Origin of the sequence: Dokdonia pacifica, from assembly GCF_900188275.1 — a bacterium.
Lineage (GTDB): Bacteria > Bacteroidota > Bacteroidia > Flavobacteriales > Flavobacteriaceae > Dokdonia > Dokdonia pacifica.
Window position 1 is genome coordinate 460396 of record NZ_FZNY01000003.1, and the last position, 14484, is coordinate 474879.

The following is a 14484-nucleotide window of genomic DNA, read 5'->3' on the forward strand; positions in this document are numbered from 1 at the left end:
GATTAATCTTTAACCCCTGGCTGTTTGATTTCAAATCCTCCTTCGGCTGCTTTTGCCTTGTCTACCATTGCTTTTACATCACGTAATAGCTGTTTTGCATCATAGATAATCCCATCTTTAATGGTGTATTTTACACCACCAGCACGAATAACTTCATTGTCTTCAGTAAGTTTGATAGCACCAGTACCGTAGAGTACTTTCAAATTTTGGAGCGGATTTTCATCTACAATTACAAAATCGGCTAGTTTTCCTACTTGTATAGACCCTATTTTATCATCCATACGTAATGCTTCGGCTCCATTCAGCGTAGCAGCTCTAATAACTTCCATAGGATGGAAACCAGCTTCTCTTAATAATTCTAATTCACGTATGTAAGCAAATCCATACAATTGAAAGATAAACCCAGAGTCAGATCCTGCGGTTACACGTCCTCCTCGGTTTTTATACTCATTGATAAAGGTCATCCATAAGCGGTAATTTTCGCGCCAAGCAACTTCTTCTTCTGTCCCCCAGAAATGCCAGTAGGATCCATGTGAGATTTTACTAGGTTGATAAAAACGCCATAAGGATGGAAGTGTATAATCTTCATGCCACTCTGCTCTTCGTGCTCTCATGAGATCACGGCTTGCTTCATAGATATTAAATGTAGGATCAAGTGTAAAATCTAAAGCTAGTAATTCTTCCATGACCGCATTCCAATGATCTGAGTATGGAGCTGCTGCTTGTTGCCATAATCTACCCGCTTCTCCAAAACGATGTTGCTCATTATTGTAGTTATAATCTAACGGATAGTCTTGTACAGTACGATCTGTAAATAGCGCTTCTGGTAATCCATACCAATGCTCCATAGAGGTAAGTCCAGCTCTTGCCGAGTGTAATACATTCCATCTTGCTACACTTAATTGTGCGTGATGCATAGATGAGGTAAGGCCTAGTTTTTTATTCTCTTCAAGGGCTGCTTGCATGATATGTGGTTCTGCTCCAAAAAACTTAATTCCATCGGCTCCTTTTTTTGCATTATCACGTACCCATTGCCTTGCTTGTTCTGCTGTTGTAATTGGGGTTTTACTCCCTTGTCCAAACCCTGTATGGGCAACAATACGAGGTGCAATAATTTCATTTTTTGCCGATCTGCGTTTTAAATCTAAGGCATAATCTATACCTCTTCCTGAAGGTTCGCGTACTGTCGTTATTCCATGTGCCATCCATAATTTAAATACATAATCCCAATCTGCACCTTGCGCAACGCCTCCTATATGACCATGCATATCTACAAAACCAGGAAGTAAATACATCCCATTAGCATCTAGCTCTTTCCCTCCACTTTTAAGTTGAGGTCTTTTTGCATTATCAATTGGAACACCTGGATAGCCTACTACTTTAACTTCTTTAATTATATTGTTTTCTACAACAATATCTACAGGACCAATAGGCGGTGCACCATCACCATTTATAACGGTAACACCACGTATGATTAATTGATTAAATGGGCCTTGCTGTGTTTGCGCTTTCGCGAAAGCGTATACACTCAAAATAATAGCTAAAGTGAGAAGTAGTTGTTTTTTCATGGATGGTTATTTAAGTAGAGTAAAACTTTGTGCAATTTTTTTTCCGCCTTCTACATCACCATCATAACAATATATGGTTGCTTCGTATATCAAATTTCGTTCTTTGTTATACATTACAACTGCGTATACAGGAATTTTTTTGCCTTCATCAATATCTGAACATCTTACATAATATCCATTGACAACATTGGGTAGTTTTTGAGCAGTTTGCACCTCTTTTAAACTAAGCATACTCGCTACTTGTTCTGTGGTACGTGCAAGATCATTGAGATAGTTTTTTGATACTTCGTTAGGAAAGAAAATCTCTGTATCTACAGCTTTATCATCACTTTCATACCCTATAACACGTTTTGATTCGGTATCATATACTTCCAAATCTGACGATGCTTGAAATGAGAAATAATATTTTTCTGTAGTATGTGTTACTTGAGAAAATCCTATATGAGAGAGGCTTAAAAAGATAATAAGTGTATAAATAATCTTTGTATTCATGGGTTGTTGATTATAAAGGTGTTTTATGAAAATTGAATGTTCACTGCTAAAGATACGTATTGTGAGGGAAATGTAGGTATTAGATTTTATAGTGGCTTTATACGCTTTAACGCTTCGCTCTCTTGATTGTCGTGAACCTGCCTGCCGGTAGATAGGTCTCACAAGCTCGATTTCGCGAAAGCGTAGACCCTTTTCAAAATATCAGAGAACAAATGATTCTTATTTCCATGGACCATTAATAGAAACACTTACAAAAGTATTTTTTTCCTTTCTGAAGAGTCCTTGCCAACCTCCAGCCCAAATCTTTCCTTGACGATCTTGAAATACAGATTGTACTCCATTGGTTGTAAGACCTTGATCTTTATAAAAGTTTGTAAATGTAGTACCGTCATAGCGATATACACCGTAATGCTCTGCTGGAAACCAAATATGTCCGTTTTGATCTTCATATAGACTCCAAACTTCATCACCAGCAATCACACCGTCTTTTGTATAGTTTGTAAAAGTGGTTCCATCATATTTACTAATTCCTTTAAAGTGAGTAGCCAACCAAAAATTCCCTTGTGTATCTTCTAAGATATCATTGACCGAATTATCACTTAATCCATCTTTTTCAGAAAGATTAGTCAATGTCTTTCCATCATATATATAGGCCCCTCCATTGGTGCCAAACCACATACGGTTTTTACTATCCTGCATAATACTATGCACAATTTTTTTACTAGTCACACCTCTTCTGTGATCTTCTTCTGTTTCAGGAAGTAGAAAGGACTTAAATGAAGCACCATCAAAAGTATTTATTCCTTGTAAAGTGCCTATCCATAGCATCCCATCTTTATCTATCGTCATACTCCATACATTGTTATCTGCTAATCCTTCTTTTTCTGTATAGTTTGTAAATGTAGTACCATCATATTTTGTGACGCCTCCATTAGTTCCAAACCAGATGTTTTTATCACGATCTTCTAAAATACTTCGTACGGCTGCTCCTCCAAATCCCTCTTTAAATGTAAAATATTCTAAAAATTTTCCATTATAACGTGCCACACCATCTCCATTTGTACCAAGCCATAAATTTCCATTAGAATCTTGGAATATTCTACGTACAAAATCACTTATAGGCGGTGCAGTAAGTTGTATGGTAGGGTATTCAACGAGCTGAGGAGTGGTCTGTTTTTTTTGAGAATTTACATTTTTTGCTATTGTAATTTCTTCTTGCACGTTTGTACCATCTTGATCAATACAAGAAGTTATGCAGATTGAAACTAATAGAATGTAATATTTCATCCTATGTAAGAGGACGTTATTTTTCATAAATGATATGTTATGCTCATTAAAGATAAACATATAATCCTTTAAAAATAAAAGATGTTATATACGCTTTCGTACTTCGACTGAGCTCAGCATAAACTTCTACGTCACTCTGCTCCTTGAAAGCGTATACTCATTCATATCTGTTATAATTTTTGAGGGAGTAATGTCCATGCTTCATCTTCTGGTTGATGGGTCTTTATAAATACCGATGGATCCATGAGGAAATATGAATTGTCATAATCAAATTCAAATAGTTCTGTCGTTACATCTGTAAAACCACTAGACCAAGTTGCATCGCAGACATACCATTTTCCATTAAGTTTAATGACATTCCAGGAGTGGTTAGGCATTTCTAAGTTTTTTGATTTCAAACTCCCGTCTAAACCATATCCATTAATAATTTTACATTCTAAACCAGCCAATCTAGATAACTCCTTAATTAAATAGGCATATCCAGTACAGAGTGTTTCTTTATCGTTGATTAATTTTTTAAAGACTTTTCTTTTAAACTCATGATTCCAAGCATGTAATGCTTCAGGATTGTCTTTCAGTTTTTGACGTTTGCGATTATTCTTTAGCATCATGCCATACTCGCCTTTAATGTTATGGCATACCCAATAATAAATAGCTCTAAAACGCTCTACATCGGTATCTAAGGTATATGTTAGATGATGTGCAAGTATGGGTAAATTAGTAAGTTCTTCACCTTTATATCGCTCTGCATTGTTTTCAGCTTTTGTAAAATCGATGTTTTTAAAATCGCTTTGTTGCGCTTGCAAGAACTGTATAAAAGTGAAGAACACTAAAAGAAGGTACCTTCTCATAGTAATATTATTAATTCTTTTCTATATCAGATGGAGGTACAGTAGCTTTGGTACGTAAAGCTGCTATAATAACAAGCGGGATATCATCTAGAAATGGCTCGATATACGTCATATTCCCTGTGATTTTAATCTCTCTATCCTTATATCCTAAGGATGTGACTACCAATACATCATTTTCTTTAAGTTTTTGAGGAAATGTAAACTTCCCATCATCATCACATACCACACCGATATAGGTGCCTTTTAAAAGTACAGTAGCAGCAGGTACAACACCATCTGTAGAAGTTACTTGTCCCGTTACGGTTCGTTCAGTTTCTTGTGCATTTACGGTGGTTGTAACTAATGAAAGAATTAGAACCATCCCGAATGCCATACACGTTTTTAATACGTTTTGTTGTTTTGGAATACATAGTGTTTTCATAATATATTTGTTTTGTTTCTATCAAACTTAGAGATACATCGTATGTATAAAAAGCTATAATGAGGTAACCCTACCAATGCTTGAGTAAAACAGCTATATTGACGAGTATTCTAATAGTTAGTTAACAATCTGATCAAACGTATAGGATTGTTTTCCATTGGTGACTACCATGCTGTAGGTGCCTTTTTTTAAACCAAGATAACAGCTATCAGCACTCGTTTTGACTTCAGTAATATCAATAGGAACAGCGGTCATAATGTCTTCTCCTTTTACATAGGCTAGTACCATAACGGGATATTCAATTGTGAGATCATCTAACGGTACAGCTGTAGGTTGATTACCATGCTCAAATAACCAATTGGGTCTACCATTCACATAGGTTGTGTTGGGATGAAATACAGCAATGTCAGACCAAGCTTCTCCTCGTTTGTATCTTAAAGGGTTTTGAACTGTATCTATGACCACAGAAGTTTCTTTTATATCCAATGCTTTTAATAACGGATGATTATACGCTGTATTCCCCTTTTCACTATATACCACTTGATTAATCGTAAGCGGGTTGATACCTGTGTATTCTGTTAATCTTCCAGCCATGGCTTTTTCCCAAGATGAATGCGTTCCTTCTAAAGCATGATCAAAGCCACAATGAATTAGAAATTTTTCATTGGGTTTGCTTTGAAGTACTTTTTGGATATTTTTTGCTTGCTCAATTTCTCTTAGTTTTCCATTAACATTAGTTGTTTGTTCATATGGAAAAACGGTATATCCAATTTGTAGAGCAGTTCTAATTAAATCACCAAACAGAGGATCTTTAGTATAATATCCCGTTTTTTGAATAGGATATCCGCGTTCATTTAATAAAGAGTCTACTTTCTCTCCATTTTCTATGGCTTCAAGACCTAAATTTCTATACCCTAGTTCATATAAATCTTCAAGAAGGGATTTTGTAAATACCCGATGTAATGAATTATGATGCGCCTCATTTATAATCACTACTTGTGTACGTTTTGCTTGTTCAATGATATACTTAGAAGCGTTTACTTTGGTATATTTTTTATGAATAGAATCTATTTGAGTAGGAGTATAGTTTTGTTCTCTTCCGCCCATTGCTAAATCCCAATCGGTGAGGGCATTTTTATAAGAACCTTTTGTGGCATAATCTGAAGCCGAGATTTGATATTTCCAAGGTACAGTATCTTGATCTACCTTTTGTTGGATGTGTTTATTAAACTTATAATCTGAAGTAAACACTATTTTTTCTATGACTCTTTTATCTTCCTTACAGCTAAAAATAATTACTAGCAGCATTAAAGAAAAGAATACATTAAGACTATTTTTGGAAGACATAACTTTCTAAATTAATTGCAGTTGTAAATATAACTAAATAATTAGTTTAACTAATTATTTAGTTTAAAAGAAAGTTTTTGAATAAAATGTAAGTAATACTAGGGCAGGAGTATTATGCTTTGCGCAATATCTTTTCCATCTTTCTTCCTCTAGCAAGTTCTTCTATAAGTTTGTCTAAATAGCGACACTGTTTTGTTAAGGGCGTTTCAATTTCTTCTATTCTATAGCCACATACAACTCCCTTAATTAATGATGCATTTGGATGTAATTTGGCTCTTTCAAAGAAGGTCGCAAAAGTTACTTTTTCATCTATGAGTTTTTGGAGATCACTTTCATTAAAACCTGTAAGCCATTCTATTACTTGATGTAATTCTTCTTTAGTTCTCCCTTTTTTTTCTACTTTACTTACATAGTGTGGGTAAACAGAAAAAAACTTCATATTGGCCACACGTTCATCGTGTTCTGGAGTTGTTGCCATGATTTTGGTTTTGTTGGACATACAATATATAAAAATAATTACGCTTTACCATTTCATTCTCCCTCCGGTTGTGAACCTCGTAAGTTCGCTTTCGCGAAAGCGTATACAGCATCATATATATTAAAATTGTGATATTTATAGTCTATAAACTTTCAAATATGAGTACCATCAAATGGCATTTCTAATGACTATTTAGTAGTAGAACAGATGATATCTTTCCATAATAGATATCCCTGTCTATTCATATGTAAGCTATCTTCAATAAAAATCTTTGATATGGGACGTCCATTTGGTGCGAGCATTGGGTTCCATACATCTATGTAAGAAAGTTGTTGGTTACTATCGCAATAGGCTTTTAGTAACGAATTAAATGCTAGGTATTGCTCTTTATATTGCCAACGAGAGGGGCTGGGTTTAGCGCTAATAAAATAGATCTTTGTTTTTGAATTTGATGCTAGAATTTTAGCAGTAATTTGCTTAGCAGTTTTTAGGATATTTTCTGGTTTTTTTTCTGAAGCAATGTCATTATCTCCTTCATATATATACACTGTTTCTGGTTGAAATCGTATTACTGTCTGGTCTATAAAATAGAGTAAGTCAGACATATGCGATCCTCCAAAGGCTGTATTGATGGCTACTACTTCATTACAATCATCACTTAGGTTTTCCCAAAAACGTATACTAGAACTTCCTGTAAAAATAGTAAGGCCTTTCTCTTTAGGAATAGGCATCTCAGCAAATTTCGCCATATCTTCATCAAAACGATGTGGGTCTTGCGCAATTAAGTTTGCTGTAGAAATGATTAAAAAAAGTGAAGTCAATACTATTTGCTGCATATCTGGTCCTATTTAAAAGTGTTATCTGATTTCTAATTCTAAAGTGTATAAAATTAAGTTTAGTTGTTTCATTAGCGGAATATAATGCGATTGCTCTGTTGCTTGACTTGTTAAGTAAAACATTAAAATATTATTTTCAAATTCTAATGATTCAAGTAAGTTTAAATTGCTAACGCTTTGCTCTCTTTTAGAGAGAGAGATTCCAGAATTAAGGCTGGTTTGTTCCAAAATAGTTCGGATGCTATTCTTATCGGTTCTGAACATATCAAGGACCTTAGCTCTTTGAATTCCAAGTTCTTTTTCTTGTCCAGAAATGTCCTCAATCGTAGAAACCCAATTTGTTAAATATATCCTTAGTTGATCGTTTGAAATATCTTTTAGACTTCCAGAATTAATCATTTCGTTTAAAAGTGAATTATTTGCATTAAAAGAAATATCAAAAGAGAAAGATTTAAAAAGTAATTCAGAAAATTCTTTTTCAGTGAGTGTCGTGCTTGGGTTTGAAATATCTTCCAATATCTTTTTAGCGCCTAAATAGTTTTGCTTATTGACGTCTATCAGTTCAGCAAGTTTTAATCTACTAGTCACAAACTCACTTTTTAAACCTTTGAGGTAGGTCTGCTCTTTTTTTTGTAAAACCTTATTTTGCTGACTATTATTTATTGCTACAGCAATTAATATTCCAATGACAACTAGAATAATTTCCCCAAGTGCATAGATTAGATATTTGCCTACTTTGTTGTCTGCAACCAATTTGTGTCTTACTTTTCTTAAAAAACGGATCATTGTTTTGTAGTATCTTTTAAATATACGCAGTTCTTTAGAAAATTAAGTAGGAGCACTAAGAATTAGCGAAAGGAACTTTTCCTTACTCACATATTCTGGTTGGTTATTGCTTTTATTTACACGCTTTCAACCCAATACTTTATTCATTACTAAGTTTTCATACGTATTAAATTCCATTGGAAAATCTACATTACCTATTGAAGTATATCCTTGCCTTTCATAAAAAGATATAGCTCTTGTATTCTTTATATATACTTCAAGATTGAATTCTGTAAACCCATTATGAAGCACTTCTTTTTCTGCTTCCTGTATAAGTCCAAACCCAATTCCTTTCCCGTAAAATCTTTCTAAAACATACAATTTACTTAATTCTGGAACAGCTATTTCTCTAATTGGACAGTTGCTATTATAAATTATTTCGGCAACTCCAACGGGGTTTTCATTTTGAGATGCAACTATTAATTGACTAGGGTTTTCTTTTATAATATTCTCAATATTTTGAGTTGAAAATCTCTTCGTTATAAAGTTTGCAAATTCAAAGGTTATTCCATCTATAGCGTATGTTTGAATATAAACTGTTTTTAGTAAAATAGAAATTCTAAGAGCGTCAGATAGCTTTGCTTTTTCATATGAAATATCGTTCATTGCCAACTATAGTTTTAGTAAGTTTCTATAAATCTTTTTCTATTATCTAAATTGAAAGTTAATAGAATCCATATTAAAATCATAACTATTTTCTTGGATATCTGTAATCAATCATAATTTCATCTTCCTGTTTTACCAATCTTTTTTTTGCAGGCATTGGAAACCCATTTTCATCTAATTCAGCTCCAAAAGAATCTTCTTCAAATTCTATAAGTTGTATATCTGTATAAGGAATTATATAGACTTCAGGAAAATTAGTATCTATATTTAAAACAGCAAAGCGTTTTGATTTTTCAAAATATATCGTGAATTCCTTCATTCCAGTATTACGATCAAAAGAAATTAATTCATAAGTTTTTGTTTTTACGGGATAGCAAAAAGATCGCTGATAAGAATATGTTTTAGAAGGTGTTTTTGCTTCAATAATTTGAGAACTATCTTTAGATATAATTTTAATTTTATCTGCTAATCCGTAATATAATATTTGAACTACTTGAGAAGTATCATTCTTAATTCTACTTTTCTTTTTAGCAATATAATTTCGAGCTTTTATTTTTTTTCTCTCCGTAAAGAGATTCCAATGCGCTATGTCTAGAGTATCAAGTGAAATTGGATGTTCAGTATGGGATTCAATGTTTTTAATTTCAGCATATTCAATTTCCTGACAATAGGTCTTTGAAAAGATTAAAGTCAATATGATGAAAATGAGTTGACGCATTGCTTGTAAATTGTTGAGAGCAGTTGAGGTTGATATTTTATGATGTTATTTCTGCTTTTTTTTCTCAAATTCTGCTGTTCGTTTTATTTGCTCTTCTAGATTCCATTCAAAATCAAATCTATTTTTTAGGAATATTGCTATTGAATCAAGTCCTATGGCAGTTCTTCGTTTATCTATGTTTTTTGGATCTAATACGGGCCATAGGTTGAAGCTTTTCGTCTCCGGATAATACTTCATTTGTCCGCCATAAATTTGCAGTTCTCCTTTTTCGGTAGCAATTCTATCTTCGGCCCTGACTAAAAATCGGGGTTCTAGTTTTTTTTCTTCCACAGCTTTTCTCATCATGGGAAGGTATTTTATTCGAACCTCATTATCGGAGTGTTGAATCACATTGCAAATTGTGAAATTCCCTTGTTCACCAGCCATTTCTTTTGTAGGCCAGCCATATTTATCGAGTATAGCAATTACTTTTTGTTCATTAATGATATGATTTCTTTTGTAGATGGCTTGCTGTTCTTTTACTAAGTCTGATTCATCTCCATGTATTTTCATTAAGGAGTCTCTTAATGTAATAGGACGTTGTTCTGTTCTCCAAATAGTATCAAGAATTGCTATTAGATTTTCAGGCTTCTTATCTGCTTGTACTACTTCTTTTGATTTGGTGTTATTAGAACAACTTATGGCAAATAGAAAACTAATAAGAAGGATATATTTCATTTGGTGATATGTCATATGTAGTTTTATTTATCAAATGTATCAGTTAGAATATATAAGCCATGTATAGCTTCTTTTCCATAAATCGCAATTGCTGTTTTGGATGAAAAATAATAGTAATCTTTATTTTTGAGACTACAACTACTTTTCTTTCCCGCTCTTGCTTTGATAAAATCTTTGTATTTAATTTTTATACCGTTGTCTATTACAATGGGATGGCTTTTTTCTGAGTAAAATCCAATCCCACCAAGATATAGCACTTCAGGCCTCGCTTTTATAACATATTCAGAATTAATTTCTTGTTTGGATAAAATATAATCAGTGGTTTCATAACCAAAAGGAATATCTTTTTTATGCGCAATATGTTCATATGATACCCTGATAACATTATCGTTATCTATTAATTCAACGGGTAATTCAATTAAGAAAGTTCCATCTTTTTGACTATAAACGCTCACTATTTTTTGAATTGTAACAAAAGTAATTTTAGCGTTTTCAATAGGCTTTCCATTTTTTATAGAAATGATACGTCCTCTAAAAGATGTAGTGGCTTTACTTTCTTTATGTTTTGAACTTGTTTGGGGTTTATTGTTTTCTGATTTCAGTCCTGAATCAGTTTGTTGAACATATTCAGTTTCAAATTGTATAGTTTCAGCCTGTGCTTTTTGAGACATTGTTAATGTAGTAGCTATCATCACTCCAGCAGCTACATTAGAAAATGGAAAGCTATATTCTTTAGCAAATTTTTCATCAATGAGTGGCTCATTTAGTTGATTTTGAGAGAAACGAGCGCATATAGACCCTTTAGTCTCTTTTACGATATTTGAAATCTCATTTGAATTTAACTGGGCGAAATCTATTACATTTTTTGAACATGAATCACAAAAACTACCCTTTGCGTTAGGCTTCATGTTTTCCCACTTTTCCTGACAAGGATTCGTAAGTTTTAAATAGTTACTTTTCATAAGTAGTACCTATCAAAATGAATGCCAATAGTCTCAAATAACGATGCGTAATGATTTATTACTATCAATTCATTTGAATCCATTTTTATTCACACAATGTTATTCCAAGTTTTTCAATACCATTTCTGTATTTGTCATTGACTCGTACTTCGCCTAGTTTATTATTCCCGATTGGTGTACTACTTCCTGAAATGTTTATATGATGTTTTTTGAGGAATTGCTCTAAGCTATCAATATTTTTTGTACAAATAATCATTTCAGTTTTACGCTGAAATTCCAGCGTTCCGTTTGCTTGATAAAATTCAAATTCGTTTCTGAAAGTTTCCAAGTAGTCTTTATTTACTTCACTCAACCATTCAATTTTTAATGCTTCATTTATCCTATCAACAGCTTTTTCTTTATATCCAGCATAGGTTTCAATCATAGCATATCCAACAAGTGGATTTAAATCAAACTCATTTTTAATTTCAATAACATCACTTAATTCATAAGCTTTGATATAATTTTCTTTTGATTTTTCCATTTTGCCTTCTAATGCATAAATTTCTGCTTTTGCCGTATAATAATAAACGGCTTTCTTTTGTTCTTTAGATAGTTTATTTACATGCTCTAAAGCTTTGTCTACTTGTTTTCTTTGTTTATAAATGCCAAGTAAATCATAATGAATATTTAGATTGGTCTTGTCAATTTCAAATGCCTGTTTGTAAAGTTTTTCTGCTTCATCTAATTCCCCACGTATCATAAACTCTAATGCTTGATTATTTAATTCCAACGCTTCTTTCTTATCTAAGTCAGATACCGTATTATTCTGGCAACTTGCCAATATAAAAAGTTTTACTATTTTTATTGTAATGTCCTTCATCTAAAATATAGCTTATTGTTTAGTATACGTATTGTAATTGGGTGAAACGTTACTTTTTATTTTCTCTAAACCTTAAGAGCTAATCTATTTTTGCCCAAAGTAGATTATCTAGACATTGTATTTTGAATATGAACGGTTTGCATAGCTCGTGGTGCAATTTCTGTTCTATACGTATTTTCTTCAAGAGAAAATGATATCTCGTATGGTTCTTCATTTTTATTAAAAATGATTACAGCTAAAGAGCCATCTATATTTTTTGCGGCGGTATAGATAACACCTTTAACTTTATCTCCTTCTAATCCGATTCTAACTGCTTGTGGGCGAATAAATTTACTAAAATGACTTAATAGATAATAAAGAGGCGTATAAGTTACTTCATCTGTTTTTGGGTTTATTAAGACAGGGGCACTATTAAAATTATCATATGGATTTGGTTGTCCTTGGTTATTGAGAATCATACACCATTCTATATATCCTTGAGTTCCATGATTTAAATCTTTAATAATGTCATAAGCATACGTATCAAATGGTACAAATGTACCAGCATAATCTGTACTCTCTCTCCAATATTGACCAATAGGGTCTTTGGAATCAATATCAATACTTGATTCAGAATGGATCAGTCCTTTTCCAGGCCAAGAGCTTCTATGCGTATCTAAATCTTTAGTAAACCAATTGTTTTCATCAAGTTCAGAATTTGCATACCAATGAAATGCAGTTCCCCATGCATATTTGGCTGCCTCAGGGTCGTTATAGGTAGGAGTTACATAGTTGTTCATGGTAGATTTATTATGATCATAAATTAGTACTTTCAATCCAGCTTCCAAATCATCAACATTTAAATGACCATCTTTTACAAGTTGAGGTCCAAGATGATCTCTTAAAAAGTCACGCCCCTGTTCAGGTGTAAACCCGTTACTATCCCATCGAGCGTCATGTGCATGCAATGGCTCATTTTGTGGTGTAATTCCCCATAAATTAATTCCTTGCGCTTTATAATCACTTACGTATTTTGATAAGTATTCTGCCCAAATTCCATAATATTCTGGAAGTAAGGAACCATTCGTCATTTCAGCAGTTTCACCAGCTTTCATCCAAGATGGCGGACTCCACGGTGAAGCGATAATTTTAAAATCTGAATCAGGTACTTCAGAAGCTTCCAAAATCATAGGAATGATATCATATTTGGAATCTACTAATTCAATATCACGAACTTGATCATTCTCGTCACCAGTAAACCCTTTCATATCTTCATATACACTAAATGTTGAGAGGGTTTTATCTCCTTTTTCAACATAGGTATAATGATTGTTAGAATAGTCACTACTATTGATGTGTGTTCGAGTAAGGGAAAATCCTGCGCCTTTAGAAGGACTGAATAAGTTCGTTAGGACTTCTTCACGTAACTCAATAGGAATGGTAGCAAGATTCCATGCAGACGATTCGGTAAAAGAAGCTCCAAAACCAATATACTCCTGAAATTCCTGATCAGGCAAAAGTTGAAGATGGATTTTTTTTGCGTTTGTATGTACCTCTTTCTGAGAAATTAATTTTAAGTTATCGCCAGTTTGTGATGTTTGATAAACATTAATGCTATAATCATGAGATGGTGCTTTTTGATTGCAGCTCCAGATGGAAAAACATAACACAATAATTGATAAATAATTACGGTTCGTATGTAGTAGTCGCATAATGTATTCGTTTTTGATTGAAAATAGCAGTGATAATAGATATATGGTTAATATAGTGGTATTCTGTAAAAGGATATGTGTTTTTGTTCTTACTCTTTAATAGTCTTTAATTTATGGGTAGCGTTTTCATTTTTAGGATTTAATTCAAGAGATTTTCCATTCTATTTTTTATAATCTTTAGCAACTCCTCTTTAGTCATTAGTGTATTTAGAAAAATATTTAATGGCCCTTCATTTTCAATTTCACAAAAATAACAGTCTTCATTTGTAGTATAAACTGTTGGGTTTTCATGATTTTTATCTGATGTGCATATATAGTAGTAAACAGCTTCAAAACGACCATTTCTTAAAAACTGACACGTATAAAATAATTCAACAAATTCAGGTTTAGAATTTTGAACTTCTAGCATTAATTCTTTCAAACATTCTTTATTAAAACTATATGAATCAAGTGTTGTTTTATAATCTTCGGTACCATACTTTAGAGGAGTATATAGCGTAGCATCGCACTTGTATTGTCCTATACAGCCCTTCTGATAAGATGTATATTTATCAATTATTTTTTTGTCTAATTCTGTTACATTGGTTTTTAATAAACTTTTATTTTCCTTTATAAAACTATCCAAATCAAAGAGAGGTTCTTTAAATCTATTAGTTGTAGTTGGGATATATTCAGGATTTTGATAAAGCGGATTATTAAATTTTAAAGAAAGAAAAAAATCTTCTAATGAAGTAGGATTGGAGTTGGATACCTCTCCACCCAAAGCCTCAATTCTTTTCAAAATATTTTTATGTAACATTTCAATATTATTACCTATTTATCA

General features: G+C 32.8%; 16 protein-coding genes. All 16 read right to left on the bottom strand.

Features of this window, described 5'->3' with window-relative positions:
• Nucleotides 1–2 precede the first annotated feature (2 nt).
• On the bottom strand, nucleotides 3–1568 hold the full coding sequence (locus CHB80_RS12215) for an amidohydrolase family protein (RefSeq protein ID WP_089371748.1): 1566 nt from the start codon (nucleotides 1566–1568) through the stop codon (nucleotides 3–5).
• 6 nt (nucleotides 1569–1574) lie between these two features.
• On the bottom strand, nucleotides 1575–2060 hold the full coding sequence (locus tag CHB80_RS12220; protein ID WP_089371749.1) for a hypothetical protein: 486 nt from the start codon (nucleotides 2058–2060) through the stop codon (nucleotides 1575–1577).
• 219 nt (nucleotides 2061–2279) lie between these two features.
• On the bottom strand, nucleotides 2280–3374 hold the full coding sequence (locus tag CHB80_RS12225; protein ID WP_179218146.1) for a ligand-binding sensor domain-containing protein: 1095 nt from the start codon (nucleotides 3372–3374) through the stop codon (nucleotides 2280–2282).
• Nucleotides 3375–3517: 143 nt separating this feature from the next.
• Nucleotides 3518–4198: a transglutaminase domain-containing protein gene (locus CHB80_RS12230; protein WP_089371751.1), complete on the bottom strand. Its 681-nt coding sequence runs from the start codon at nucleotides 4196–4198 to the stop codon at nucleotides 3518–3520.
• A gap of 10 nt (nucleotides 4199–4208) precedes the next feature.
• Nucleotides 4209–4619 carry a carboxypeptidase-like regulatory domain-containing protein gene (locus CHB80_RS12235; RefSeq protein ID WP_089371752.1) on the bottom strand — a complete coding sequence of 137 codons (411 nt, stop codon included), beginning with the start codon at nucleotides 4617–4619 and terminating at the stop codon, nucleotides 4209–4211.
• A gap of 117 nt (nucleotides 4620–4736) precedes the next feature.
• On the bottom strand, nucleotides 4737–5966 hold the full coding sequence (locus CHB80_RS12240) for a hypothetical protein (protein ID WP_143337118.1): 1230 nt from the start codon (nucleotides 5964–5966) through the stop codon (nucleotides 4737–4739).
• Between the two features lie 112 nt (nucleotides 5967–6078).
• A complete protein-coding gene (locus CHB80_RS12245) occupies nucleotides 6079–6444 on the bottom strand; it encodes a DUF2200 domain-containing protein (protein WP_089371754.1) in 366 nt (121 codons plus the stop codon).
• 188 nt (nucleotides 6445–6632) lie between these two features.
• On the bottom strand, nucleotides 6633–7280 hold the full coding sequence (locus tag CHB80_RS12250; protein ID WP_089371755.1) for a GDSL-type esterase/lipase family protein: 648 nt from the start codon (nucleotides 7278–7280) through the stop codon (nucleotides 6633–6635).
• Between the two features lie 21 nt (nucleotides 7281–7301).
• Entirely contained in the window at nucleotides 7302–8066 is a 765-nt protein-coding gene (locus CHB80_RS12255) for a hypothetical protein (protein ID WP_179218147.1), read from the bottom strand.
• A gap of 126 nt (nucleotides 8067–8192) precedes the next feature.
• Nucleotides 8193–8711, bottom strand: coding sequence for a GNAT family N-acetyltransferase (locus CHB80_RS12260; protein WP_089371756.1), 519 nt, complete (start codon nucleotides 8709–8711; stop codon nucleotides 8193–8195).
• An 85-nt stretch (nucleotides 8712–8796) separates the two neighbouring features.
• Nucleotides 8797–9429, bottom strand: coding sequence for a hypothetical protein (locus CHB80_RS12265; RefSeq protein ID WP_089371757.1), 633 nt, complete (start codon nucleotides 9427–9429; stop codon nucleotides 8797–8799).
• 45 nt (nucleotides 9430–9474) lie between these two features.
• On the bottom strand, nucleotides 9475–10161 hold the full coding sequence (locus tag CHB80_RS12270) for a DUF6624 domain-containing protein (RefSeq protein ID WP_229746846.1): 687 nt from the start codon (nucleotides 10159–10161) through the stop codon (nucleotides 9475–9477).
• A gap of 8 nt (nucleotides 10162–10169) precedes the next feature.
• The gene (locus tag CHB80_RS12275; RefSeq protein WP_089371758.1) at nucleotides 10170–11054 is read right to left on the bottom strand and encodes a hypothetical protein; all 885 of its coding nucleotides are present in this window, start codon (nucleotides 11052–11054) and stop codon (nucleotides 10170–10172) included.
• A gap of 139 nt (nucleotides 11055–11193) precedes the next feature.
• A complete protein-coding gene (locus tag CHB80_RS12280; protein WP_089371759.1) occupies nucleotides 11194–11970 on the bottom strand; it encodes a tetratricopeptide repeat protein in 777 nt (258 codons plus the stop codon).
• A 104-nt stretch (nucleotides 11971–12074) separates the two neighbouring features.
• Nucleotides 12075–13661, bottom strand: a complete 1587-nt coding sequence (locus tag CHB80_RS12285) for a glycoside hydrolase family 30 protein (protein ID WP_089371760.1) — start codon at nucleotides 13659–13661, stop codon at nucleotides 12075–12077.
• A 139-nt stretch (nucleotides 13662–13800) separates the two neighbouring features.
• The gene (locus tag CHB80_RS12290) at nucleotides 13801–14460 is read right to left on the bottom strand and encodes a hypothetical protein (RefSeq protein WP_089371761.1); all 660 of its coding nucleotides are present in this window, start codon (nucleotides 14458–14460) and stop codon (nucleotides 13801–13803) included.
• Nucleotides 14461–14484: the final 24 nt, after the last annotated feature.